Consider the following 26,013-nt stretch of genomic DNA (forward strand, 5'->3'; position numbering starts at 1 on the left):
TCGAAATGCAATAATCCTGCATACGCATTGCGTCTGTGAAGCTGTTAAATTAAGCCGGCGAGAGGAATCGAACCCCCGACAGCCTGATTACAAATCAGGTACTCTACCAACTGAGTTACGCCGGCTTTTGAATAATTATATACCTTGATACACAAAAACGCAAGCATGACTCTCTTTCAAGCTTTTATGCTCATACTTTCCGCTTCCATTTGACGCCTTGAGGGGTATCCTCAAGAATAATTCCCATTTCCAGTAATTGATCGCGGATTTTATCAGACCTCGCGAAATCCCGGCTTTTCCTCGCTTGCGTCCGTTCCTGAATAAGTGCCTCAATTTCACCGTCAAGCGAGGACTTCTTCATTTCGAAATTCAAAACCGTATCAAAGCGGCGGATAGTCTGGAGCGCTGAAGAACGCTCTTCGGCAGACAATTTATCCTCAGCTTTCAGACGGTTAATATCTCGGATAAAGTCAAAGACCGATCCGAGCGCGCCCGAGATATTGAGGTCATCGTTGAGACTGTCTTCAAAACCTTCAATTGCCTTCTGAATAAAGGCCACGGCCTCGCCGTTTGATGTTCCACCTGCATACGAGTCAAGGTTCGTTATAAAATCATTGACACGCGCCAGAGCGTTTCGCGCACCTTCGAGCCCGTCAAAAGTAAAATTCAACTGCTGGCGGTAGTGAGTGGACAGAAGAAGATAACGGACAGCCGTGCCGGGATACCCTTTTTCGAGAATCTCACGCAAGGTATAGAAATTGCCGGCCGATTTTGACATCTTGCGACCTTCGACTATCAAGTGCTCGGCATGAAGCCAATAGTTGACAAACTTTTTCCCCGTCGCACCCTCTGACTGGGCAATTTCATTTTCATGGTGGGGAAATAAATTGTCAATGCCGCCAGTGTGAATATCAAACTGCTCACCAAGGTATTTCATAGACATGGCCGAGCATTCCAAATGCCAGCCCGGTCTCCCTTTGCCTATTTCCGTTTCCCAGAAGATATCGCCATCTTTTGGATCCCATGCTTTCCATAGCGCAAAATCAGAAACGGATTCCTTTTCGTATTCATCGGATGCTATTCTCGCGCCCGGTTTCAGCCCCTGCATATCGAGATTGGCTAGTTTCCCGTATCTGGGGAATGCTGTAATCTTAAAATAGTAATTTCCGCCTATTTCATAGGCCAGTCCAACGGCAACCAATTTCTTAATGATCTCGACCATTTCTGGAATATGGTCGGTTGCGGCTGGATATGCCTCTGCCCTTTCGATACCGAGCGTCTCAAGGTCTTCAAAAAATGCCTTGGTGAAGGGAGCTGTAAACTCTGCAAGCGGGATTTTTTGGGCTTGGCTGTCACGGATAATTTTATCATCAATATCAGTGATATTCATCACCTGTGTGACCTCGTAGCCTTTGTATTTAAGATAACGGCGGAGAAGGTCTTCGAACATGAACGTTCTATAATTACCGATATGGGCGAAATTATAGACAGTCGGGCCGCAGGTATAGAGGCTCACTTTCCCGCTCTGAAGCGGGACGAACTCTTCCTTTTGACGACTGAGGGAATTCTTGAAAACCAACGGCATATCGCAATTACCCTTCAGTCAAAGATTGAACCGTTTTAGCGTCGAGCTTTTGAATCAACTCAATCAGTAATGCTACCGTGCTGTCATAATCAGCGCGGTTTAGAATTGAATTGTGGCTGTGAATATACCGCACCGGTGGGCCAATGACCACCGATGGAACGCCTCCGCGGCTGAGGTGGATGCGCCCGCCATCGGTTGCGCCGCGCTCCATATAGGCCAGATGAAAAGGGATTTTCTTCTTCTCAGCCGTTGCAATTACCAGATTGCGCAGTTTTGTGTTTGGGAGCATTCCGGCATCATATATAAGAATCGCCGGACCGTTGCCGAGCCGCTCTTCGACGCCAAAACCGTCAGGCGGAACATCCAGTCCCAGGCCGGTATCGACAACAAGGCAAATATCGGGCTCGGCGATGTACGAGAGCGTCTGCGCCCCGCGAAGTCCTATCTCCTCCTGCACAGATGCACAGGCAAGGAGGGTATTGGGATGTCTTTTTTTGTTGAAGGTTTTGAGGATATCGAGAACAATAGCGCATGCCACCCGATTGTCGAAAGCTTTTGACATATACATCGAGCGATTGCCCATGATCGTAAACTGGCTGTCGACAACAATGGGATCGCCAACCTTTATGCCAAGCTTTTTTCGAACATCAAAATTGGCCTGAGCGCCGACATCGATAAACATATCTTTAATTTCAAGCACTCTTTCGCGGTCTTTTTGCTCGAGGATGTGGGGTGGACGCGAGCCTACCACGCCCAAAACGGGGCCATTGTCAGTAATAATTCGCATTCTTTGCCCGAGCGCGACATGACCCCACCAGCCGCCGAGGGGTAGAAACTTTATGTATCCGTCTTTGGTTATTTGCTTGACCATAAAGCCGACTTCGTCCATGTGCCCAACAACCATCACTCTTGGAGAAGCCGAAGTCCCGCGTTTGACAGCCATAATAGAGCCCATTTTATCCCGCTCTATCTTATCGGCAAGCCCTTTGAACTCCCGCCGCATTATAGCGCGAACTTCGTCTTCGTGCCCGGGCACTCCATTAGCTTCAGTTATCTCTTTGAGCATGCGCTCGGTTGCATCAAGTCCGGCCGAATTGTCTCTTTTGGTCAGTCGAGGGGTGAGTTTTTGTTTCATAGCCGGAGAATATATCTTTTCGACGTCAAATAGTCTATCTAAATCGAGATGTGGTCGAAGATCTCAGATAGCTTTTTCACCTGTCTTGTCAAAGGAAGTTTGTCGGCAGGATAATCCCGATTGTCGGTCAGTTTGAGAATAGCCGGCATGCCGATCTGATTCGGTCCAACGATATCTTCGAGATAACGGTCGCCAACATAAACGCAGTTTTCCGGTCGTGCTCCCGCGAGCGAGGCCGCATAGTGGAAAATATCAGGGTGCGGCTTTTTCTTCCCGAAAGTCGAACTAAATACCTCAAAAGAAAGATAAGGCGCGATTCCAAACCGCTTCAATTCATGCCGGTGGGCACGCTCTGGAAATATTGTGTTGGAAATAAGACCAATCGGCATAGAGTGAGTTTTAAGTATTTCCAAAGTAGAAAGGGTGTCATCGTAGACGTATAACAGATCCTCAACCGGCGCATAAAAGGCATCGAAAAAAGAATCAAGTAATTTCTTATCATACGACAGTTTGAGTTCGTTAAAAAGATGCTCGGCGGCCTGGACTATCGTCCACTCAGTGTGTGTCTCTGCTGACACTTTACGGAATGTTTCCTTCGATTTTTCATATGCTTCGCAGAACAAGGTTTTTTCCGGGACGGAATGCCCATTCTGGGTGAGAAAGAGATGCGCGCTTTCGGCTCCAAGCAGATTTAGTTTGTCCCAGGGTGTCGCCTCGTACTCAATCAGAGTTGAGCCGAGATCAAAGATTACTGCTTTGGGAGTCAATTTTGAATTATTCATAAGTTATTCACGCGATGGTTATTTTTTGAGCGCCGACTCGATTATGCGAAAGATAAGTTCATCGAAACCGATTCCCACAGCTTTTGCCGCCATCGGCGCAAGCGATAGCGCAGTCATACCCGGCAGAGTGTTTATCTCAAGACAATAAAAGTCCCCGGATTCAGCTAAGATAAAATCTATTCTGGCAAGACCAGAACAGCCAACTGCCGTATAAGCTTTGACGGCTGAATCCTGTATAGACTGAGTGACCTCTTTGTTTATTTCTGCGGGCACAATATATTCTGTCTTCCCTTTTGTGTATTTGGACTCATAATCATAGAGTCCCTTTTTCGGCTTTATTTCCACAATGGGAAACGCTGTGCCATCGAGCACTGCGACAGTCAATTCGCGACCGGAGATATAGGCTTCAATGAGCACATACTCTGATTCTGCTGCTGCCAAATTCAAAGACGCGCCTAATTGTGACGGATCTGTAACTTTTGTCAGTCCCACCGTCGAGCCGCCATCGTTTGGTTTTACAATTATTGGCACCGTGAAAATGTTAAGAATCTCCTCACAAACTTTTGCGGTAAAACCAGTCTTTGTTCGCTTTATACACAACCAGTCCGGCGTTTTTATTCCCTCTGATATCAAAATACGTTTTGTTATGCCCTTGTTCATGGCGACAGCCGAAGCGGTCATTCCCGAACCGATATACTTTTTCCCGCTCAAATCGAGCAGGGCTTGAATGGAACCATTTTCTCCGTCTCCTCCATGCAAGCCGAGAAACACAAGATCGACATCCCGCGTATCTGGCGCCGATAACACGCTCGTAAATTCCAGCGCCGAGGACTGCGAAGGTATCAGTTCGGTCGACCCTTTCTGCTGAGCATTTCCTATATACTTCCCCCCGGAATCTGTCAGCGAGCGGCCATTAGCGGTGTCGAGTGCGATGACCTTGTGACCAAGCCGCTTGAGGGCATCGAAAATAGCCGCGCTTGAGTTGAGCGACACTGCGCGTTCACTTGAGTTTCCCCCTGCAAGGAGCAATATTTTCATCACATTCCTTTGCGTTGCGATTTCTTTGCCCGCCTAGATACAAATCGCCAAGCCACAAACCAAAGAACTCCGATAATAATCAGTGGGTAGATTATTTTATCGTATGTCCCGAACAGTTCACCTATTTTATCGGCATTATCTACAAACACCGCCGCCATATACATGAGCAGGCTTGTGAAAATAAGATACGAAATTGAAGAGTAGACAAAAGTTCGGACGGAAGAATAACGGCCAATACCAGTTCCAAGCGCCAGCGCCGATCGAAATCCCACAACAAAACGAGACCCGAGCAGCAACATCCCGCCCCATTTTTGCAAAAGTGATTCCACCCGCTCGATATCTGCCACTGAAAAGTATTTGAAATTCTTTTTTAGAAAATAATCACGCCCATAACGCCTTCCCCAGTAGTGAACAAGCATCACCGAGGCCATACCTCCGCAGACGACAGAAATGAACGAACCGGCATATTCAAGTCGCCCCAATGCCGATAATCCCCCTGCGGCAACAATGAATGTGTCCCCGGGAAAGGGCGGAACAATATTTTCGATGAAACAGGCCAAAAAGATAATGATATAGACCCAGAAGGTTCCGTAAGCAAAAAGCTGATCGAGCCAGCCGCTGACTGTGGATAAAATCTCATGCATTCTTGACAAGCAGACATGTTGCCGAAGCCGCTATCCCCTCTTGACGGCCTATCGTCCCAAGCCCTTCGCAAGTTGTGGCTTTGATGCCAATCCGCGAAACGTCAATATGCAGAATTGGCGCAATTATATTTTTCATCGCTTGAATATATGACGATATTTTAGGCTGTTCAGCCAAAACAATCGAGTCGATATTTACAATCTCCCTCGCACCAACGGCTCTTATCGATTCAAAAGTCCGCTCAAGCAAAATCGTCGAACGGATATTCTTAAATTGCGCGTCGGTCGGAGAAAACAGATGACCTATATCAGACAGTCCTGCCGCGCCAAGCAACGCATCGCAAATAGCATGGAGCAGAACATCGGCATCGCTGTGCCCCACCAGCCCTCTATCGTGGGGAATTGACACCCCTCCAAGAAAGAGTGGCCGTCCTGTTTCGAAAGCATGAACATCAAATCCATGTCCTACGCGAAGATTAGTCATTTTGTTCTCTTTTCAAATAATCCTCAACAACAAGCAAATCATCAGGTCGCGTCACTTTTAGATTGAGCCCGGTCGGCTCGACTATGCGTACTTTGAATCCCCTCCCCTCGATAAGGGAGGCATCGTCGGTTGCAATCGTATCTGATGTAATCGACCGGTGAGCTTCCAGAATGAGCTCATAATCGAAAACCTGCGGAGTCTGGGCAAGATAAAGATCGTCGCGCTCGACGGTCGAAACAATGCTTCCTTTTGAAACTCGTTTAAGGGTGTCGACTAAAGGAGTCGCAAGCATCGCGGCATGTTCCCGCGAGGCTACTTCGACAACACGGTCAATATCCGTTGGGAGTACCAACGGACGCGCGCCATCATGTATCGCGACAAGATCCGTTGAATGAGAAAGACCCTCGAGTCCATTGAGGACTGATTCTCGGCGGGTCTCGCCGCCTACAATAATTTTGATGACTTTACTTAGTCCGAATTTCTCAACAATCCCTTCGCCGACATGCATCAGCTGATCTTCGCTGACAACCAAAATAATCGAGTTGATAGTCTTTGCCGCTTCGAAACGGCTGACTGTCCAGGCAAGCAAGGGACGCCCCAACACAGACTGAAATTGTTTTGGCAATGTTTCGCCAAACCGCGTCGAGCGGCCAGCGGCAACTATAACGGCGGCGGCATTCATCTTAGGAACATAGAGAACTGAAATATGACCAGCAACAAGAATTATAAAATGAGCATGGCATCGCCGTAGCTGTAAAAACGATAGTCTTGAGCGATTGCTTGCTCATACGCCTCAAGGATTTTCTCTCGTCCGGCGAATGATGCCACAAGCACAAGCAGAGATGATTTTGGCAGGTGAAAGTTTGTGACCATAGAATCAACGTAAGTGAACGTATGACCGGGCTGGATAAAAAGGTTAACCATTTTGGAAAATGGCTCAATTTCACCATTGATGGTTGGCGATGATTCGAGCGTGCGAACTGAAGTTGTCCCGACCGCAATAATCTTGCCGCCCTGATTTCTCGTACGATTTATGACTGAGGCGACTTCAGAAGATATTTCGGCGTACTCAGGATCGACTTTGTGCTCTCTTATATCATCGCACTTGATAGGTTTGAAAGTGCCCGGCCCGACATGGAGAGTAACTTCGACAACCGATACACCCATCTGTTGAATCTGCCGGAGTAAAGCCTTTGTAAAATGAAAACCAGCAGTTGGAGCAGCCACTGCACCAATTTTCGATTTGTCGGCATAGACCGTCTGATACCGTTTTATATCCTGCTCTTCATCCTGACGATCAATATAATGTGGGAGCGGGATATGACCGAAATCGGCGATAATTCGATTTTGTTCTGACAGCGAATCAAAAAACACAATCCATCGGCCATCGGCAATTTGTTGTTCAATCGTAACAAAGTGACTCTTATCAAAATGAATCCTCTCCCCCGATTTAATACGCCGTGAAGGACTCACCATTGCTTCCCAGAATACGCTCATGGGCTCTGGGCGCTCAGGCACGAAGCCTGACTGATGGGCCGGACGGACGAGAAACACTTCAATTTTACCACCGCTGGAGCGTTGTCCCCACAATCGGGCTTTGAAAACTTTGGTATTGTTAAGCACAAGCGCGTCACCGGATTTGATATAACGGGTTATTTCTTTGAATTGAGTGTGTGCAATCGCGCCGGATTGTCGGTCGAGCACCAATAAGCGGGACAAATCCCGGCGTCGCGACGGGGACTGCGCGATAAGTTCAGGAGGAAGATCAAAACCAAAAAGTGAAAGATCCATCGGGCGCTACTTCCCGCAATTGGGCAGATTGAATACGATATTCATCACCGCAAATAACCACATCGGTGTAAGGCTCACTTCCTATGGTATGTCAGAAGAAGGCCTCCATTACCAAATTCTCTCATTGTCATCAATTCCAGATTATGAGAGGTTCCTGTATTTGCAAATAGCGCTTTACCCTGTCCTAAAATGACCGGAAATAATACAAAATGATATTCGTCAATTAATCCCAAGTTCGTTAGCTGTTGAACTATGCTTGCGCTGCCAATGACCAATATATTTTTCCCCGGAGCCTCTTTGAGCTTTACTATTTCTTTAGCGTCAAAGTAAGTAAAAAGCCTGGATTTTCCCCATGAGAGTGTCTTCAGCGATGTGGAGAATACAATTTTGGTGATGTTCTTTATCTTGTGCTCCATCTCGACATCCCCCTTGGGAGTCGCGGGGTTGTCTGCGGCGTGTGGCCAGTAACTTTCGAATATCTTATAAGTTACCGGTCCGAGCAAAAGTGTGTCGGCGTCGTCATACAAATAATCTTCATACTTCCCCATCGCCTCGTTAAAGTTGCCAAGAACCCATTCCATTTTATCTTCAGGATCAGACATCATTCCGTCTAAGCTATAAAATTCTGAGGCTATAATTTTTCTCATACAAATGCTCCCGTGGCGTTTCCTAAAACAAATTTTCCTGCCCGGCAGTAGTCGCCAAGTGTAGCCCAAGATGCCGTGCCGCCTCGGCAGAAGCCATTCTGCCACGTCTGGTGCGCTGGATAAAGCCAATTTTCAGAAGATACGGCTCGACCATATCGACCAATGTGTCGGCTTCTTCGTTGAGAGTCGCCCCAAGCGCCTCAACTCCAACTGGGCCGCCTTTATAGAATTCGATAATTACTTTGAGCATCTTCCGGTCGAGATTGTCAAGCCCGGCAGAATCCACTCCCTCGGCATCAAGCGCGGTTCCAGCAACTGTTGCGCTGATATCCCCAGTTCCCTTGACCGCCGAGTAATCACGAACACGGCGCAAAAGTCGGTTGGCGATTCTTGGCGTACCCCGCGACCGCATGGCTATTGTCTTTGCGGCCGCACGATCCAAAGTGATTTCCAGGAGTTTAGCGGAGCGAATGATAATCTCCTCAAGGTCTTCCGACGGATAGAAATCCAAATGATAATACAGTCCAAACCTGTCTCTGAGCGGCGCCGAAAGCATTCCGGCGCGGGTTGTCGCGCCGACCAGTGTGAATCGTTTGAGCGGAACATTGATGACTTTAGCGAATGCGCCCTTATCAACGACAAAATCCACCTTGAAGTCTTCCATTGCGGGATAGATGAATTCTTCGATGACAGGCGAGAGACGGTGAATCTCATCTATGAAAAGAATGTCCCCTTCGCTTAAATTGGTCAGGATACCCATCAGGTCACCGGCACGCTGCAACGACGGCCCCGAAGTTGTGATAATTTTTGATTCCATCTCATTGGCGATGATATGCGCAAGAGTTGTCTTGCCTAGTCCCGGGGGCCCATATAGCAATACATGTTCAATCGGCTCTTTGCGCCCCTTTGCGGCTTGGAGAAGCACTTGGAGTTTTCCTTTCAGTTCCGACTGGCCTATATATTCTTTCAGGACTTTTGGCCGGAGAGAGAACTGTACGAGATCTTCCTCGGGTGTGATCTGCGTATTCGTAACTAAACGCTCGCGCCCACTCATGAAACTTCAACCTTACTCTTCTGCTCATTTTTAAAGATGACTGTTATCAATTCCGCGACCGTCTTCATATCCGGATTTGCGGCCAGCACACTCTTTATCATCCGGTCGGCCTCCATCCGTGAGTATTGCAACTGGATCAACACCGCAATCGCCTCATCAATAAGTGGTGTTTCCACCGCTTCATACGACCCGAGCGAATCTTCTTTCTTGGAGAGCGCAAATTTGGCCGTTTTGCCGTGAAGCTCGGCGACAATTTTCTCTGCCAGTCGCCCACCCACACCAGGCAGACGGTTTAGAGTGGCCGTGTTCTTTGTCTCTATTGCGTGTGCGATCTCTTTTATTGGCAGAACAAGCGAACGCAGGGCTTTCTTTATGCCCATACCGGACACGGAAGTCAGCAATGAAAAAAATTCTCTGTCGACCGGGTCGGTGAATCCGACAAGTTTCGGGTAATGGTTTGATTTCTTGTCGCCAGCCTCGATAAAATAAATCGTCTCGAAAATGACTTCCTCGCCGATCAGACCGGACTGCTTGAGTCTTTCCGCCAGCGCGGTCGGCAGCGAAACGTCATAGAACAGCCCATGTACTTCGACCAATGCCTGCTGTTCCGTTATAGCGGCCAATGTTCCTCGCATTCGGCTTATCATTGGTATTCCACCGCTGATTGACGCAATGACCGGGCATGGCAGAGGGCAATCGCCAGCGCGTCGGCGGCATCCGCTGGTTCAGGCAGAATCTTAAGCCGCAAAGTCGATTGCACCATTTTCTGCACTTGGGCTTTGCTGGCACGCCCGTTTCCGGTGAGCGACTTTTTTATCCGTGTTGCCGCATATGGGAAAACCGGTATCTCGGCTTCGGCTGCTTTCAAAAATATGATTCCCCGAGCATGTCCCATAATGATTGCCGTCTTGGGATGGTCGTAATGCGAATATAATTCTTCAATTGCAACTGACTCGGGCCGAAACTGAGTTATAATCGCGGTTAGTTCAGTAGAAATCTCTCTCAATTTTTCGGCTAGGCTCGCTCCTGAATTTGAACGAATAACCCCGGCTTCGACAAGAACTATTGAGTCATCGGTATTGTCTAAAACTCCGTATCCTGTTACATGTAGGCCTGGGTCGATTCCGAGAATTCGCATATTCGATAAATAGCCCGAATAGTCTCAAATATCAATAAAAAAGTCATGTTGACCCAAGTAATGTGATATGGCTGCCCACCCCCAAACAATCGGTTATCTCTCGCTCTTGACCCAAACAAATCGGGTTTGTATAATCTGCTGTCTGGCGTTGGCAAACATATTACCATTGGAGGGAATCATGATTCTTGTAAGAGACATTTTTCATCAGAAATACGGCAAAGCTAAAGAGGCTGTGGCGATTATGAAAGAAGCCATGTCGGCTCTTCAAAAGACTGGTTATAACCTGATCGGATTTTGACCGATTTGAGCGGCAAATATTATACCTTGGTCATGGAAAGCAGTTATAAAAGCCTGACTGACTATGAGGAGAGTATGCTAAACACCACAGCCGAACCAGAATCGCAGGAGCGATACGAAAAATTCAAAGTGCTCGTGGACTCCGGAAAACGAGAATTCTTTACAATCGTCAAATAATCGCGCTAAAACTCACTTCATGAGCCCCAAACGAAACTGATCTTGAGGAGTATTAGGCCAGTTTCTGCATGATTGCTTCGTCGATATCGAAGTTGCTATATACTTTTTGAACGTCGTCGCTGTCTTCAAGCATGTCCATAAGCTTGAGCATCGAATTTGCATCGGATTCGCTGGTTAACTTGACGGTGTTCTGGGCAAGCATAGTAACTTCGGCTGAAGACATTGGAATTTTCCTGCTTTCGAATGCCGAACGGATAGCTTCAAGGTCGGATGGTTCGCTGACAATTTCATACATAGTGGAATCCGCTCTGAAATCTGATGCTCCGTTTTCCATCGCAACTTCCATGACCATATTTTCCTCGGCGGCATCCCGGTCTATGGTAATCACACCTCGCTTTTCAAACATCCATGCCACACATCCGCTGGTTCCAAGCGCGCCGCCGAATTTTGTCAACGTGTGACGAACTTCGGCCACTGTCCGATTCTTGTTGTCGGTCATGGCTTCAAGGTAGATGGCAACGCCCGCCGGACCATATCCTTCATAGTTGATGAATTCATAACTCACCCCCGGGAGCTGGCCAGTTCCCTTTAGGATTGCCCGTTTAATGTTGTCGGCGGGCATATTGGCCCCTTTCGCGCCAAGGATCGCCGTGCGGAGTCTCGGATTGCCGTCAGGGTCCCCTCCCCCTTCGCGAGCGGCCACAGTCACTTCTTTAATAAGTCTGGTGAAAACTTTTCCGCGCTCGGCATCAAGTTTACCCTTCTTGCGTTTAATCGTCGCCCATTTTGAGTGACCTGACATCGGTCATTCCTCCTTCATATCTTCATCGAACATTTTTTGACTATACTGGCGCTTGCCTAAGTGGAAGAATGTAACACACAGGCAATCCGTTGGCAAGTGGGGTAAATTACAAAGCTTAGGCTGAGTGAAATGCGCTTGTCTCTGGCCTGTCAATCCGGTAGTTTACCGCAACACAGACGGCGTTCAGTTTAGTACACATAGGAGGCAAATAGATGAGAATCTCACGATCAATTTTTCTTTTCTGTGCGGTAGCTCTACTTTCAGCTAAATCCCAGTCGTCAGAAGCTACGAATCACACATATACTCCGGTCAACACCTATTCGATTATAGCCTATGACAGCGCAACTGGACAATTCGGCGCCGCGGTCCAATCTCACTGGTTCAGAGTCGCCGATGTTATCTGGGTCCAACCGGGGGTCGGAGCGGTCGCGACGCAATCCCTTGTAGATTTCGCCTATGGTCCGCTCGGCATCGAAATGATGCGGCTTGGTAAAACATCAAGGCAGGCTCTTGCCGGGCTTCTTGCCAGCGATTCCCTCAATGCCATAAGACAAGTCGCCATGATAGACAAAAATGGATTAGTATCCACCCATACCGGGAACAAATGCATTGCCGAGGCCGGTCACCGATCAGGCAAGTTCTATTCATGTCAGGCTAACCTTATGCGCAATCATACCGTCTGGGATGCCATGGCGATAGCCTTCGAGAATACTACCGGTGATTTGTCCGAACGGATGATGGCCGCGCTTGAAGCCGCCCAAAAAGAAGGGGGAGATATTCGGGGTATGCAGTCGGCGGCGATGGTGGTCGTCACCGGAAAGCCAACCGGGCAAAGCTGGCGGGATAAAATTGTGGACATCAGAGTTGACGATGCCGACCAGCCGCTGGTGGAGCTCCGACGACTTCTCGATGTTACCCACGCCTATGATCATATGAATCGCGGCGACGAACTAATTGCAATCGGCAAAATGGATTCGGCCGCGGTCGAATACGGTGCGGCCATGACCCTTGCGCCGGATAATCTGGAGATACAGTTCTGGCATGCCGTTACTTTGGTCACCTCAAACGAACTCGAACGGTCGCTGCCGATTTTCGAGCGGATCTTCAAAGCCGATGATTCCTGGAGAATACTCATCCCCCGTCTGGTTGAATCAGAACTGTTGCCAAATGATCAATCTGTCATAGCCAAAATACTTGCCCAGTAATAAGGCGGGTCATAAAGTCGTTCAATAATTAATCTTGTCGCTCGTATTTTGAGCAGACTATTTTTCCGACCTGAATGACTTGTGATCAAATAATTCGCAGTCATAGACTGTCAATTCGTCGCGTGTAGTGAAATTGCTCAATCGACATTAATGACCTGATTATCCGTTAAGACTACTTATCTCCTGTCGAAACTCTTTCCATTACAGGGCGCGAGTCAACTTTACGTTTTGAGGGAAAAAGTATCGGTCATCTGACAGTAGTTAAGTAACAAAGGGTTCAGGCACAACGACTATGATTTCGGCACGTTCTTACATTCATACGCGATGTCTCTATGTATATTCTTTAAGCGCATTGTGCCGCTTGGTTCTCTCCAGTTCATTATGCATTATTGTATTAGCTGTAGATTTGCTCGGTCAAGAGGTTCGAACGTGGAAATCACCAGCCACTTCACACGACAGCCTCTGGATTCATGGCTCTGTGACTACCGCGAACGCGGATAGCTACTGCCATTTCAGATATGGAAACGACAGCAGCCTCACCTATCGTTCAGATACCTTTCCTTGTTTCTCACAAGATTCACTTTTCACTTTATCATACCATATAGTTAATTTTAGTCCGGGTACAGATGTCTTTTATCGACTAATGCTCGAATCTAACGGCGGACTAATCGAAGGCGCAATTCAATCAACTCGATTGATCGAGCCTAAACCTCCGGTGGTTACTACCGGAACAGTCAGCCAGCTCGGGCCTGTGAACTTTCCGCGGACACCGGGAATTACATTTAATGGATCTATTGTCGCAAATGATTTACCTACCACCTACTACTTTGAATATGGCACAGATATGTCATACGGACAGACAACAGATACATTCTCGACCGGCCCGCAACTTGAAGCATATTATAGTGAAGATTTCAGCAAAAGCGGAGGCGGCTTCAAGATGATTCCCTCTTCAAAAGTTGATCACATTGCCACTGGAGGGATTACCGACGGATACATAACCGCGACAACCTACAGCGAATTTCATGATCCAAATCATATTTCAGGCATAGGCTACATCAATCTGGTAACTATGGCATATACCTCAGCAGACTATCGCGGACTCGACTATTTGGGATTGGGAGGCGGTGAACCAGATTTCAGAGATGCAGAAATTGAATTTGCGCTTCGAAGCCAAAACTTTCATGAAAATGGTTCAACGCTGAACTTCTGGACGCAGAGCGAGCGCGGAACAGCATTTGCCGATGTTCCTTGGGTGAGGACAAACTGGGCATTTACTGAAATCGATTTATTTGACACGTCATCTAAAAGCCGCTCTTGGCAAAACATTAGCTTCGTCTTGGAAAACGATGCCTCAAAATGGACATACGCCGGGAATAATCTTACAGATGGAAATCCATGGCGCTATCAGTACGTATCCCTGGATAGCTCGCTTGCGAAGCTTAATGTCGATTTTATCTTTGCTCTAACATCGGTTGACAAAAATAGTCCCCCGAACGGGGTGATCGATCTCGATGATATAACCATTCGCTATCGCAATCATTCGCTCCTCTTTTCCGGTAACGGAGGCCGCCTAATCGGATGGCCATTACGATCGCTCGAAGACCCGTTCTCGCTGACCGACGGATATCGATTCGGTGAGGGGAAAATGTGGCACGGAGAAGATACGACAGATCACCACCAGACATTTCTGTATTCATTTGATTCAACTGTTACCATTAAACGGATTCAGATTCATCAAAACCCGCTTTGGCCCTCGAATGAGGTCGAGTGTTCTGTCTCAGAGGACAATGTAAATTTCACAATAGTCGACACGCTGAATATTCCCTTTGATGAGTATCAAAGCGACAATCTGGCCTATGTCACCTCGCGCTTACCTGTTCCGGTTCAGGCTCGATATTTTAAGCTCATAATTCTTTCCGGCCAAAGGGAAGGGCCGAGAGGACTCGGCGAAATTGATCTATTTGGAGATGGAGGCGTGGTCAACTCAGGCATAGCCACAAACAATGTAAATACTGACGCTATTGACCTTACTTCAGGAGAGTCCTACCACTATCGACTGGTAGCATGGAATTCGCAAGGTATCGTATTTGGAAAGAATAGAACCTTTATGGTCCCTTACAATCTTCCTCCTGTTGCTTTAACGGCGAATCCGACTGTCGTCAATCAAACCAAGGTAATAGTGAGCGGCACCGCCCAGTTTTTCGGCCAGCAGGGAACAAGCTACTTTGAGTACGGGCTTGATACATTTTCATTGCAATCCACTCCGGTCAAATTGCATACCAACGACCCAAATCAGATCGCAAGTATACGAACCGATACTCTTGCGTTTCTTAACCCACAGTCGACATACGTTTACCGGATGGTCACAGTCAACCCTGAAGGCACCATGCGTGGCAATTTTCAGAGCCTTACCACACCCGTCAATAATGCGCCATTTGTCGAATTTAAGCCCGATATACTTCTTGAGGCAGACAGTATCTACCAATTTACATTTCAGGTCATCGATCCCGATGTCGATCTCTATCAGGATTCCATTTCATGGCAGCTTATATCAGCTCCTTCCTGGATACACTTTGACAGTTTGGCACGTACCATAAGCGGAACGCCGACTTTACTTGATAACTGCGACAGCATCGTTACTATACGTGTCTTCGATAATAGAGGGGCTTCGACTGACAACCAGTTCACTCTGCGTATCGCGGGTGCCTATCCTCCCGTTCCGCTTTCCCCTGCAGACGACGCTATCGCTACGCTCACCCTGCCTACGACACCCTTGTCGTTTGCATGGAAAAGAACATTGCCATCCGCGAACGACAGCCTGAATTATTTCATTCATCTCTTTGGACCGAAGCTTGACACGGTTATGGCCTCAACTGGAGACACCACGATACAACTGGACATAATGTCGCATCTTCTTCCCGGCCAGTCGTATCATTGGACTGTTAACTCGCTGGCAGAGTCGGTGTGCAATCCGCAGACTGACACATTTGCAATATTTACGTCTTCGCAGGTTGAATATGCCCTTCGTCCTGCTGTAAATGAGATGAGCTTCGGCCAAACGGCAATCGGAGATTCCGGCAAAGCCGACATATGGGTTCACAACGTTTCAGCGCAGGCTATTCATATAACTCAGCTACGAATGTCTGGTGCTGCCTTCCATGTGACAAACCCTCAATCGATGAAAATAGAGCCGCATGATAGTCTTCTGATAACAATTCAGTTCATTCCGAATAGTTTTGGGGCTTGTCAGGATTCGCTCTCGGTGTTCTCAACTGGAGGAAGTTCAGTGGTTGCCTTGTCTGGCCTTTCTCCCCTGCCAACCATCAGCGCTGATAACTACGCTGTCAGTTACGGTCGTGTGATGTTGGGTGACACGGCATTTGCTACAGTAGGACTCGATAACAATTCACTGAACAAACTGACCGTTCAGTCTATTAAACTGGCCTCAGGAGTTTTCATGATCGATTCGCTCTTATATCCGCTGTACGTGACAAACGAGCGTACATTAACACTTATAGTCCGTTTCGCGCCCGATTCGGCGGGATTTCTCAGTGACACGCTAGTCATCACAGGCGACGCTTCCGCGCCTCTGAAGATATCGGTGGAGGGGATTGGCGATGTGTCACGAGATATCACTGGCGGGGGTCTGATTACCGAGTCGACAACCTTGCCGACATCCTACTCACTTATGCAAAACAACCCGAATCCGTTTAATCCGGAAACACAAATATCCTACGCATTACCACGAACAAGTCGGGTAGAGATAACTATTTATAATATTCTCGGAAGAGTCGAGGATGTTCTGGTCGACAGGCTTCAGGATGCCGGAGTATATGAAGTCATTTGGAGGGCATCGGGGGCATCAGGCATATACCTTTACCGGTTCGAGGCTATCCCGATTGACAACTCGTCTGAATCATTCATTCAGACAAAAAAGATGGTTCTTGTGAAGTAACGTAACGAGCTTAGGGATTCATTGAGAAGAACGTCGTCTTAGAGTAGAGTTTCCTGTGGAAGTGCGATCATGCGATCAAGCTCTATCTTGATTCCTTTGGGATCCAGCTTGTTGACGACAATGAGCGACCGTCCCAAACGACCGGTCTCTTTCTCAGCCAAATAGTGATGGTTTGCCAAACGGGCTATCTGATGCAAGTGGGTGACAACTATCACTTGGGTCTCTTCAGAAATTTTCGCCAGTTTTTTGCCGACCTCGAGCGCCGTTTGCCCGCCGATTCCGGTGTCGACTTCGTCAAAGACCAGTAACGAATGGGACAATTTATTGTTTCGCTTCTCGGCGGCTTTAATTGCAAGCAACACCCGCGATATTTCTCCTCCCGAAGCCGTCTTCACCAGCGCTTTGAGCGGTTCGCCGGCATTCGCCGAAAAAAGGAAACGGCAATTCTCCAGTCCATGCGGGTAGGGTTTTACTATTCGGGTATCCAAGGCAACACCGTCTACATCAGCTTCATACACAAATTCACAGGCAAATTTCCCCTGTTCTATTGCAAGTCCGGCCAATTCCTTCACGACCAACTTCTCGAGATAGGCCGCCCCCTTCTGGCGAACTTCGGAGAGCGCGACCGCTTTTTCGGCATATACCTTTTTAAGGCGATTGCTTTCTTTCTCGAGATAATCTATCAATTTGTCAGTATCGGGACGATTCTCCAGCCGTTCAGTTAAATCCCTAAGGTAGGCGAGAATGGATTCTTCGGAGCCTCCGTATTTTTTCTTGAGATGATACAATTCATCGAGGCGCTCATGTATCTGATCCAGCCGTATCGGGTCATCGTGAATGCTCGAACCGTACTGTTCAAAAGTCCGGCGAAGGTCTTCCAGCAGAAAATCTGCTTCGGCAAGCTGTGAGGCGGATTTCTCAAGATAGGGATCGATAGCCGCCATCTTTTCGGCCTCTTTACGCGCATGGCGCAATTGTCGAATGGCTGAACTTTCTTCGCCATCGAGAGCATTCTGTATCGTCTCAGCTGATATCATAAGTGCTCTGGCTGATTCCAAAATTTTGCGCTCTGTTGTCAACTGCTCTTCCTCACCGGCTGTAACACCAGCCTTCTCAATTTCATTTCTCTGAAAGAGCAGCAGCTCGCGCTCGTCACTCAGCTGCTGGCGGCGTTTTAATACATCGCGCAATTCTGTCTCTGACCTGTCCCAGTCATGAAATGCCGCCGCTGTTTCCTCGCGAAATGTTTCGACCTGCGCGAACCGGTCCAGAAAGGCCAGATGATTGCTTTCGTTCATCAGCATCTGGTTGGCATGCTGGCCGAGGATTTCAGCGATAGGCGACGTCACTTCTTTGAGCCGCGCAAGCGAGGTCAGGACACCGTTCACCCGCGCCCGAGAATTGCCGTCGCGAGAAATATCTCTTTGTATGACAATTTTCTCATCTTTGATAAAGTCCGCGAAATCTTTCTTGAATTGGGCCGACATCGCTTCCACTGAGAAGATAGCCTCGACATGGGCATCAGTCGCCCCATGCCGGATCGCCTCTTTTTCGGCGCGATCACCCAATGCTAATGACAAGGCTGTCACCACAACAGACTTTCCGGCTCCGGTCTCTCCGGTAAGCACAGACAGCCCGGGATTGAAATGCAACTCCAGGCGTTCGACAAGGGCGATATTTTCTATTCGTAAACGTTCAAGCATCACAAACCATAACTTTTAAGTTCGACCAAAATCGCAGAGGCTTTAGACTGATCCCCCACAGCTTCTGCCTGGGCAAGCTCTTTCTGCAATTTTCCGCGAATCCGTTTTTGTTTTCGAGAGATAAAGTCCTTTGTCCTCTCGCGCATTTCTACATCAACCTGCTCCGGTTTCCAGTCCGTTGAACCGATAGCCGTCAAAAGTGAGATTGATTCTTCGTCCTGAAATAATGTAAGCAACGTGCCAAACTCAAGCTGTCCGGCTTTGGCGTACTGGGTGGTCAGAGCAGAATAGAGCCGTCCCAGTTGACGCGAATCAAAGTCCTCGGGCGAAATCGTCTCAAAAATTGTATCCATAGACCCGGGATTGTTAAGCAAAAGCGAAAGAAAATCAAGCTCAACTTTATTCTGCTTTATATTGCGCGCGGCACCGGTGCGCTCGCCGACAGGAGTTCTCCTTGGGGATTGCACAAGCGCGACATCCACGCCGAGCACATCTGCCGCTTCCTGATAAAAGAGGGATCTGCGAGTGGGGTCGGTCAACTTTGCGCCCAAAGCACTTAACTCCTTGATCAGTTTCTCCCGGGCTATAATGCCCGTGGACTCCCGATTGAGATTCTTCACCCTGAAGCTGATATATCCTGTGGCGTCATGGCGAAGTTCTTCCACCTTATCCTGTCCATATTTTCGGGCAATTGAGTCAGGATCTTCACCTGAAAGTGAGGGCATGACCTTAACCTCAAGTCCCGCATCGAATAAGGCATCAACCGAGCGCAGCGCCGCCGCCTGTCCGGCCGAGTCGGCGTCAAAGAACAAATACACATTATCCGTAAATCGAGCCAACAACCTCGCCTGCTGCGGAGTGAATGCTGTCCCCGAGGATGCCACAACATTTTTCACACCAGCCTGCCAGAGTGAAATAAAATCAAAATATCCTTCGACCACAATCACCGCATTCTGCTTGCGGATCTCTTCGCGTGAAAAATTAAGACCGTAAAGGACATTCCCCTTGCTGTACAAAGGCGTTTCCGGCGAATTGATATATTTGACCGTTTCTCCTGCTTTGAGAGTTCTCCCGCCGAATGCTATCGGTTTTTGGCTCAAGTTGAATATGGGGATCATAAGTCGCTGCCGAAATCTGTCGAAATAACTCTGTTTGGCCTCTGACTTAATGGCAAGTCCTGATGCAACGAGATCCGTGGGCGTGATATCGTGCTTTGCGGCATAGCTAATCAGTCCATCCCAGCTTTCGCCTGAAAGGCCAAGCAAAAACAATTCGATATTTTCCGGCTCTATTTTACGAATGGATTTGAGATACCCATTGAGGACCTTGTCATATTCCGGTTTGAATAAAAGAGTGTGAAAATATTCGACAGCCACCTGATGGGCGTAATTGAGTTTTTCGAATTGTTCCTTTTTTGGTTCGGAGGAATCTTCGCGCAGAACAATATTGGCTCGTTTGGCCAAAAGCCGCGCGCTCTCCACAAACGACATCTTCTCATGTTCCATGAGGAATGTGTAGACATTCCCCCCTTTGCCGCATCCGAAACAGTGATAGATTTGCTTATCAGTCGAGACTTTGAATGACGGACTTTTCTCGGTGTGAAACGGGCAGAGCGCTTCAAAGTTTTTCCCGCGTTTCTTGAGCTTTATATATTCGCCTATTATCTGCGCAAGATCGGTCGCCTGGCGAATCTGCTCGATTGTTTCCTGAGGTATCATGCTTTTAATTTTACCACTGTCACACCCGCGCCCCCTTCGTTCCAATCCCCCATGCGAATAGAATCGACCTCGGCATGCTTTTTCAGATATTCGCTGAGTGTCCGTCTGAGCGTTCCCGTTCCTTTGCCGTGAATGACATAAATCTGTGACAGCCCGGATATCATGGCATAATCCAGAAACTTCTCAAGCGCCTCAAGGGCTTCTTCGACTGTCATACCGCGAAGGTGTATTTCCGATGTCCCTCTATTTTCAACTTGGGTTCTTGAGACCCTCCGCACAACACTCCGATTTTGCGATTCTTCAGCTGGTTTCAAATCCCGCAGTTTTACAACCGTTGAGATCGTTCCCACACTAAGCCGGGCGCGGTCATCCCCGACAAGTTCCTCTATTGATCCCTCTTGATTCAGTGATACAATCTGCACCCTGTCCCCCACGGCGAAGGCAATCTGTTCGCTCGGCCTGCGGTCGGATTCAACAATTGTCTCGCGTTTCTTTTTGACCTCTTCTGCGGTTGCCCTGAGCGTTCTATGCATTTCTTTAACAGACTGCTTTGCGGCTTGGGTTTGGCGGATATCGGCCACAAGCTTCTCTGTATCTTTTCGGGTTCGCGCAAGAATCTCATCTGTCTCGAAGAGTGCGCGTTTCTTTTCGGTCTCAATCTCGCGTTGGAGCTTTTCTGTCTGCAAGCGATAAAAGTCTTCGAGTTCTTTGGCCTTCTCGAGCCGCTCAGTCAATTTGATTTTGTCGGTGCGAATAGTCGCCAGATCAGATTGCAAGTTGGCAATTAATTCCGAGAGCGACCTTTCCCCCTTGCCAATCAGAGCCGATGCCCGTTCTGTGATTTTTTGCGGCATTCCGAGCCGGCTGGCAATCTCGACCGCATACGATGACCCTGGGAGTCCCAATTGCAGAACATAAGTCGGCGCCAAAGTCTGACGGTTAAATTCAAGCGACGCATTCTCTATCTCCGGCTGGTCCATGGCGAGGGTTTTCAACTGCGAGTAATGCGTTGTCACAATCATCTTCGCCCCAGTTGAAATAACATGCAGTATAATTGCTTCGGCCAATGCCGCGCCCTCTTTAGGATCGGTTCCGGCCCCTATTTCGTCGAACAGGAGCAGACTCCGCCCATCGGCTTTTTTTATGGCATTGACAATTGTTCGGGTGTGCGATGAAAAGGTCGACAGTGACAGTTCAATCGACTGTTCATCGCCTATATCGGCAAATACCTGTGTGAATATCCCCATAGAGCTCTTCTCGCCCGCCGGAATCAAAAGCCCGGCCTGCGCCATCAGAGTCAACAAACCGACGGTCTTGAGCGCGATTGTCTTGCCTCCGGTATTTGGTCCTGTCACAAGGATCGCCTGCCGGTTGTCATCGAGTGACAACGACATCGGCATAACGCTCTCAACCGACCCCAGCTGGGTAATCAATAAAGGATGCCGGGCGTTTATGAGAGACAGCTCAGCGGCATCGACCATAATTGGCTGAACAGACTTTTGTTTGACCGCAAAAGTCGCCGCGGCATGGAGAAAATCCAAATGGCCTATGAGTTCAATATTTTCAAGCAGTGAGTCTGCCCTTTGGGCAATTTCAGCAGTCAGAGCGCGAAGTATGCGATCAATTTCCACCCGCTCTTCCTGCATGAGCAGATGAATCCGGTTATTCAATTCGACGGCTTCAGCCGGTTCGACATAGAATGTCGCGCCCGACTGACTTCGATCATGCAGTATCCCCAAATCTCCCCTGAATTGCCCGGCAATGACTGGAATAACATAGCGGCCATTGCGCTGTGTTACAACATCGTCCTGCCAGCCTGAGACTTTTCGCTGGCCTGATAGAATATTTTCAAGACGGCTGATGATTTTTCGTTTTATCTCGCCATGCTCCATCCGAAGCTGTTTGAGTTTCGGCGAGGCGTTATCTTTGATAGCGCCTGTCTCGTCGATTGTCTTGTTTATTTCCTTCTTTAGCTCAGGATAGGCGCGGATTCTCTTGAGATATTCATCCAATGCCGGAATCTTCGGGCGGGCTTCTTTATCGTAACCAAAGAGATTTATTGAGATTTCTATAAGTTCAAGGATTACTCGAATCTCAAGAGGGTCAAGAAAATGCCCTGACACTTTCGACCTCTGCAATAGCTCGCGACTATCGGTTTCTATGCGGTAGAGCGGAAAAGCATCGCCAAAGACGATTATGTCCTTCATCTGAGAAATCTCAGTTTGGCTCTGAACAATCGCTTTAAGGTCCAAGCCCGGTGTGAGCGCCATAGTTTTAACGCTTCCGTATATAGTCAGGCATTTGCCCGCCATGCTGGCGACCACTTTAGGAAATTCGAGTGTGTCTAATGTATGCTGTTCAATCATATCGTTTATACGACGGGTTTCAGTTCGTTCAAAAAAAAACCGGCCTAAGCCGGTTGTAATATACGACGAAAAACTCGCCATTTCCAATTACTTTAGCTCTTTGCTTTGCCCGATGTGGTGCCCGGATTGAAAAATTTATCGAGCTGGTACATAACACGGTAGACTTCGGCTCTGTCTTCGTCCATTTCTCTTGTACCTGAGCTATTTGCGCTCGGCTCGGCTAAAAGCATGCTTTCTATCTTATCCATGAAGCTGGGGCTTGAGGGGTGGACAATTGAGGTACCTTCAAACACTAGAGGCACTGTTTTGGCTATAACCGGGCCAATGTATGATTTCTCAAATTCAGCATAGAATCTTTCGGGCATCGGGAGCAAAAAGACAAAAAAAACCAAAAAGCCGACCGCAAGCCATCCGCGTAAAAAGCCGACCAAGGCGCCTCCTATTTGGTCCGGCTTCCCTTGGTTTTTGAGCGATGCCACTTTGTAGAAGAGCATGCCGAGAAGCTTGAATATCGTGTAACAAATCGCCAGGAGCAGGATAAAGGCAATAAATGCGCTGATGAGCGGGGAGCCGCCCACTTTGTCATAGACCCAGACCGCGAATTTATCAATGTATGCTATCGCTGAAATCCCAGCGGCCAAAAAGAGAATCAGAGCGGACAACTCCCGCACAAGACCCTTTTTTGCGCCGATTACCACTGCTGTTATCAGCAAGGCAATGAGAACACCATCAACCACATTCATAATAGACCTCTCCGTTTGGTTAGGTTTTACTAGCGGCTAATAGAATAGGAATGTTTTTTGTTATTTGGCAAGTAATTCTGTAACCAGCCGATTGACCAATTTCCCGTCGGCCTGCCCTTTGATTTTGGGCATAAGGACTTTCATCACAAGCCCAATCTTCTGGAGCGAGTCAGCGCCGCTCTCTGCAATCGCGGATTTTATGATTTCCCGAAGTTCATGCTCGCCCATTTGCTGGGGAAGGTAGGCTACTATGATGTCAAGTTCAGATTGTTCTTTGTCGGCAAGGTCAGCCCGTCCACCGGCACGGTATTGCTCGATAGACTCGCGTCTTTTTTTCGCCGCGCCATTGAGCACACCGATAACGGCATCGTCAGCCATAGGCGGACTATCGCCGAGCGGCCCGGCGGCCATTGCCTTGTATTTGATATCAGACTTGAGGCCACGAAGCACGGTCAGCTTTTCTTTCTGTCCGGACTTCATGGCCTCTTTGATATCTGTATCGATTTTGTCAATAAGTGTCATCAATAACTATCTTCAAAATAACGATTGCGTCGGGTTTTCCGACGAGCGGCCGCCATTTTCCGTTTCTTTGCTTCTGAAGGCTTTTCAAAATGCTGATGTTTCTTGTAATCGGAAAGAATTCCCGATTTTTCGCAGAATTTATTAAAACGTCGAAGAGCTTTTTCAAATGATTCGTCATCACGAACTCGTACACCGGTCAAATCTACACACCTCCTTTGCCGGTTAAATTGTTTACACAACACGTAAAGTATTTAGATACTATCGGTTAAGAAAACTAATAGGTGAGTCTTTGTCAACAGAAAAATACCTAAAGTGCCCGCTTTACGGCCATGTGTTGCACTTCGTTTGTGAATCCTCCCCCCAGCTTTTGCTGGGGTGACATTACAAAGAGTCATTGCGATATTAGGACGTCAGGATCCCCGCGATCCTGACGTCCTAAACCTCTACTCCGCCGTCGTCGGATCCATTATCGTCCGGACTTGGGACACACTATTCGCCGGGAACCCGCCACGTTTGGCATGTTCACGCACCTGATCTTCGTTATCCGCGATATAAACACAGTAGATTTTGTCGCCGGTGACGTAACTGTGCACCCACTGAATCACCGTCCCCATTGCGTCGAGCACGGAACATGACTTTTGCGAAATTCCTTTGTAGTCGCCGTCGCTCAGCTTCCCGACACCTGGGATTTCTCTTTCGATTACGAATTTAGGCATACATTGCTCCTTCCATATGAAATGTTAGATAAAAAATAATAATATTGACGAAGGTCTGACGCAAGAGCAAAGTGTTTCGGTTCGTAGGTCAGCCCGCCTGGGCGGACTGACGTCTTCACCTATTATTCTCGGGTCACCCCACCCTTGCGGTGCTGACGTCTTTTCACATTCGATTATCCGTAAATCCGAACCCTCGCGATCCTGACGTCTTTTCAGAGAGCGCCCATGACCATCTTCGCGCGAGAGAGACGTCCCGCGCGAAGATTTCTGTGCCGCCAATCGCTCCCGCCCGGCACATTCAACGAATCCCGCTACCGCCGTGCCGTTCGGAATCCCCAAATCGACATGCCAATCGCCACTGCCATGGCCACCCACATAATCCATCCCGGCAACAGATAATCTCCGATTTGAACAGGCATGCCTCTCATCACTCTAATGATATGAACGACTGAAACCACAGCGAAGATTGTCGCAGAAACAAGAGAATAACATCGCGTTTTCACTATGACCCTCCAGTAAATATGTGATGGGGAAACAATACCGCCGTCCAATGCATGATGTCAAGGGGAAAAATTAAGAAAATTGCGTCAGGTCTTGCCGCGTCGAACCGACTTCCTTACTCGTCCGATATCTATAAGTAGGTCAGCACCCTTGCGGTGCTGACGTTCTTTCTTACTCCCCAAACGAATTCCCACTATCACACTTCGCTACTTCGCCCCAATCTGGCTCATACTGTCCTCTTTCTATATACGTGCGCAACGATGAATGCTCGTACTCCTCCGGGTTCAAACATGCATCGTGTTTGACAGGGTTATAATGCATGTAATCTATATGTCGATTCATATCTGGCAAATCACGAATGACATGATCCCAATATCTATTTTGCCAAAGCCGTCCATGGTGGACACCTGTCCTCATTCTATAATTGGCGCTAAACTTCTGTTTAAACCCGTGAACAATAGCATTGAGTTCTTTTTCGGTCGGTTCAAGAATCATGTGAAAATGATCTGGCAATACAACCCATGCCAAAATGTCAAAGCTGAACTTTGATTTCGTCGACTCCCATGCCGTCCGGAACAAATCAATGTTCTTTACAAGAATAGGTGAGCGTTCATGTGTCACGACTGTGATAAAGATGCTCATGCCGGGTGAGAAATATCGTCGTAAATTGGACATTAGGGGAAATTGTAAACAATCCCATGCGAGATTACAATATGTAAAAGGCAAGACGTCAGGATCGCAAGGATCCTGACCTACAGGACCCGCTTTTCAACTGGTCTGATGCTGCCTTGATTCTCCGTAGGTCAGTCCGCCTGGGCGGACTGACGTCCCCTCAGAGCCATCCATGAACATCCTCGCGCGGCCCGCTGTGGTGGGGCGGGCTGTCGCGCGCCATGAGCATTTCACGAAGCAAAGAAAAGCTGGTGCACGGGGCTTTCAAGTCGCCGTGGCGGGACGTACACCAGCCACGAAACAATTTGACATGCGATTACAATGTGAAAGAAGTAAGA

The 26,013-nt window shown here is 48.1% G+C and carries 24 protein-coding genes and 1 tRNA gene; 2 read left to right on the forward strand and 23 right to left on the reverse strand.

The features are described from left to right. Positions 1-52: 52 nt before the first annotated feature. From SGI97_02085 to SGI97_02150, 14 genes are all read right to left on the reverse strand, one after another. Positions 53-125: transfer RNA gene (locus SGI97_02085), tRNA-Thr, on the reverse strand. Positions 126-190: 65 nt separating this feature from the next. Then, on the reverse strand, positions 191-1,585 hold the full coding sequence (gene cysS, locus SGI97_02090; protein ID MDZ4722685.1) for a cysteine--tRNA ligase: 1,395 nt from the start codon (positions 1,583-1,585) through the stop codon (positions 191-193). A gap of 7 nt (positions 1,586-1,592) precedes the next feature. Beyond that, positions 1,593-2,720, reverse strand: a complete 1,128-nt coding sequence (locus SGI97_02095) for a M42 family metallopeptidase (protein ID MDZ4722686.1) — start codon at positions 2,718-2,720, stop codon at positions 1,593-1,595. A 38-nt stretch (positions 2,721-2,758) separates the two neighbouring features. Continuing rightward, a complete protein-coding gene (locus SGI97_02100) occupies positions 2,759-3,502 on the reverse strand; it encodes an HAD family hydrolase (GenBank protein ID MDZ4722687.1) in 744 nt (247 codons plus the stop codon). 18 nt (positions 3,503-3,520) lie between these two features. Continuing rightward, a complete protein-coding gene (locus tag SGI97_02105; protein ID MDZ4722688.1) occupies positions 3,521-4,540 on the reverse strand; it encodes a D-alanine--D-alanine ligase in 1,020 nt (339 codons plus the stop codon). Then, positions 4,540-5,184, reverse strand: a complete 645-nt coding sequence (locus tag SGI97_02110; GenBank protein MDZ4722689.1) for a DedA family protein — start codon at positions 5,182-5,184, stop codon at positions 4,540-4,542. The genes SGI97_02105 and SGI97_02110 overlap by 1 nt, the downstream gene beginning before the upstream one ends. Further along, the gene (gene ispF, locus SGI97_02115; GenBank protein MDZ4722690.1) at positions 5,177-5,665 is read right to left on the reverse strand and encodes a 2-C-methyl-D-erythritol 2,4-cyclodiphosphate synthase; all 489 of its coding nucleotides are present in this window, start codon (positions 5,663-5,665) and stop codon (positions 5,177-5,179) included. The genes SGI97_02110 and ispF overlap by 8 nt, the downstream gene beginning before the upstream one ends. Beyond that, positions 5,658-6,347: a 2-C-methyl-D-erythritol 4-phosphate cytidylyltransferase gene (ispD, locus tag SGI97_02120; GenBank protein ID MDZ4722691.1), complete on the reverse strand. Its 690-nt coding sequence runs from the start codon at positions 6,345-6,347 to the stop codon at positions 5,658-5,660. The genes ispF and ispD overlap by 8 nt, the downstream gene beginning before the upstream one ends. Positions 6,348-6,388: 41 nt before the next feature. Beyond that, a complete protein-coding gene (gene queA / locus SGI97_02125; protein ID MDZ4722692.1) occupies positions 6,389-7,456 on the reverse strand; it encodes a tRNA preQ1(34) S-adenosylmethionine ribosyltransferase-isomerase QueA in 1,068 nt (355 codons plus the stop codon). A gap of 74 nt (positions 7,457-7,530) precedes the next feature. Beyond that, entirely contained in the window at positions 7,531-8,103 is a 573-nt protein-coding gene (locus SGI97_02130; protein MDZ4722693.1) for a dihydrofolate reductase family protein, read from the reverse strand. 22 nt (positions 8,104-8,125) lie between these two features. Beyond that, entirely contained in the window at positions 8,126-9,157 is a 1,032-nt protein-coding gene (gene ruvB, locus SGI97_02135; GenBank protein MDZ4722694.1) for a Holliday junction branch migration DNA helicase RuvB, read from the reverse strand. Continuing rightward, positions 9,154-9,804, reverse strand: a complete 651-nt coding sequence (ruvA, locus tag SGI97_02140) for a Holliday junction branch migration protein RuvA (GenBank protein ID MDZ4722695.1) — start codon at positions 9,802-9,804, stop codon at positions 9,154-9,156. The genes ruvB and ruvA overlap by 4 nt, the downstream gene beginning before the upstream one ends. After that, a complete protein-coding gene (gene ruvC / locus SGI97_02145; protein MDZ4722696.1) occupies positions 9,801-10,295 on the reverse strand; it encodes a crossover junction endodeoxyribonuclease RuvC in 495 nt (164 codons plus the stop codon). The genes ruvA and ruvC overlap by 4 nt, the downstream gene beginning before the upstream one ends. 526 nt (positions 10,296-10,821) lie before the next feature. Continuing rightward, complete coding sequence (locus tag SGI97_02150) at positions 10,822-11,571, reverse strand: YebC/PmpR family DNA-binding transcriptional regulator (protein ID MDZ4722697.1); 750 nt, start codon at positions 11,569-11,571, stop codon at positions 10,822-10,824. Between the two features lie 212 nt (positions 11,572-11,783). Here SGI97_02150 and SGI97_02155 point away from each other — a divergent pair, with 212 nt between their 5' ends. Then, complete coding sequence (locus tag SGI97_02155) at positions 11,784-12,776, forward strand: DUF1028 domain-containing protein (protein ID MDZ4722698.1); 993 nt, start codon at positions 11,784-11,786, stop codon at positions 12,774-12,776. A gap of 478 nt (positions 12,777-13,254) precedes the next feature. Further along, positions 13,255-16,734, forward strand: a complete 3,480-nt coding sequence (locus tag SGI97_02160) for a hypothetical protein (protein ID MDZ4722699.1) — start codon at positions 13,255-13,257, stop codon at positions 16,732-16,734. A gap of 38 nt (positions 16,735-16,772) precedes the next feature. Here SGI97_02160 and recN read toward each other — a convergent pair whose 3' ends face one another. The 9 genes from recN to SGI97_02205 form a co-directional block, all read right to left on the reverse strand. Beyond that, entirely contained in the window at positions 16,773-18,437 is a 1,665-nt protein-coding gene (gene recN / locus SGI97_02165; GenBank protein MDZ4722700.1) for a DNA repair protein RecN, read from the reverse strand. Next, positions 18,437-20,155, reverse strand: a complete 1,719-nt coding sequence (gene dnaG, locus SGI97_02170) for a DNA primase (protein ID MDZ4722701.1) — start codon at positions 20,153-20,155, stop codon at positions 18,437-18,439. The genes recN and dnaG overlap by 1 nt, the downstream gene beginning before the upstream one ends. Then, entirely contained in the window at positions 20,152-22,602 is a 2,451-nt protein-coding gene (locus SGI97_02175; GenBank protein MDZ4722702.1) for an endonuclease MutS2, read from the reverse strand. Before SGI97_02175 ends, dnaG begins: the two co-directional genes overlap by 4 nt. Positions 22,603-22,613: 11 nt before the next feature. After that, positions 22,614-23,264, reverse strand: a complete 651-nt coding sequence (locus tag SGI97_02180) for a CvpA family protein (GenBank protein MDZ4722703.1) — start codon at positions 23,262-23,264, stop codon at positions 22,614-22,616. Between the two features lie 60 nt (positions 23,265-23,324). After that, a complete protein-coding gene (locus tag SGI97_02185; protein MDZ4722704.1) occupies positions 23,325-23,786 on the reverse strand; it encodes a GatB/YqeY domain-containing protein in 462 nt (153 codons plus the stop codon). Beyond that, positions 23,786-23,986 (reverse strand): 30S ribosomal protein S21, encoded by a 201-nt coding sequence (gene rpsU, locus SGI97_02190; GenBank protein ID MDZ4722705.1) that lies wholly within the window; start codon positions 23,984-23,986, stop codon positions 23,786-23,788. Before rpsU ends, SGI97_02185 begins: the two co-directional genes overlap by 1 nt. 243 nt (positions 23,987-24,229) lie before the next feature. Further along, a complete protein-coding gene (locus SGI97_02195; GenBank protein ID MDZ4722706.1) occupies positions 24,230-24,502 on the reverse strand; it encodes a DUF4242 domain-containing protein in 273 nt (90 codons plus the stop codon). Between the two features lie 311 nt (positions 24,503-24,813). Further along, the gene (locus tag SGI97_02200) at positions 24,814-25,005 is read right to left on the reverse strand and encodes a hypothetical protein (GenBank protein MDZ4722707.1); all 192 of its coding nucleotides are present in this window, start codon (positions 25,003-25,005) and stop codon (positions 24,814-24,816) included. 169 nt (positions 25,006-25,174) lie between these two features. Continuing rightward, positions 25,175-25,645 carry a transposase gene (locus SGI97_02205; GenBank protein ID MDZ4722708.1) on the reverse strand — a complete coding sequence of 157 codons (471 nt, stop codon included), beginning with the start codon at positions 25,643-25,645 and terminating at the stop codon, positions 25,175-25,177. Positions 25,646-26,013: the final 368 nt, after the last annotated feature.

This window comes from Candidatus Zixiibacteriota bacterium (assembly GCA_034439475.1).
In the GTDB taxonomy this organism is placed as follows: domain Bacteria; phylum Zixibacteria; class MSB-5A5; order GN15; family FEB-12; genus JAWXAN01.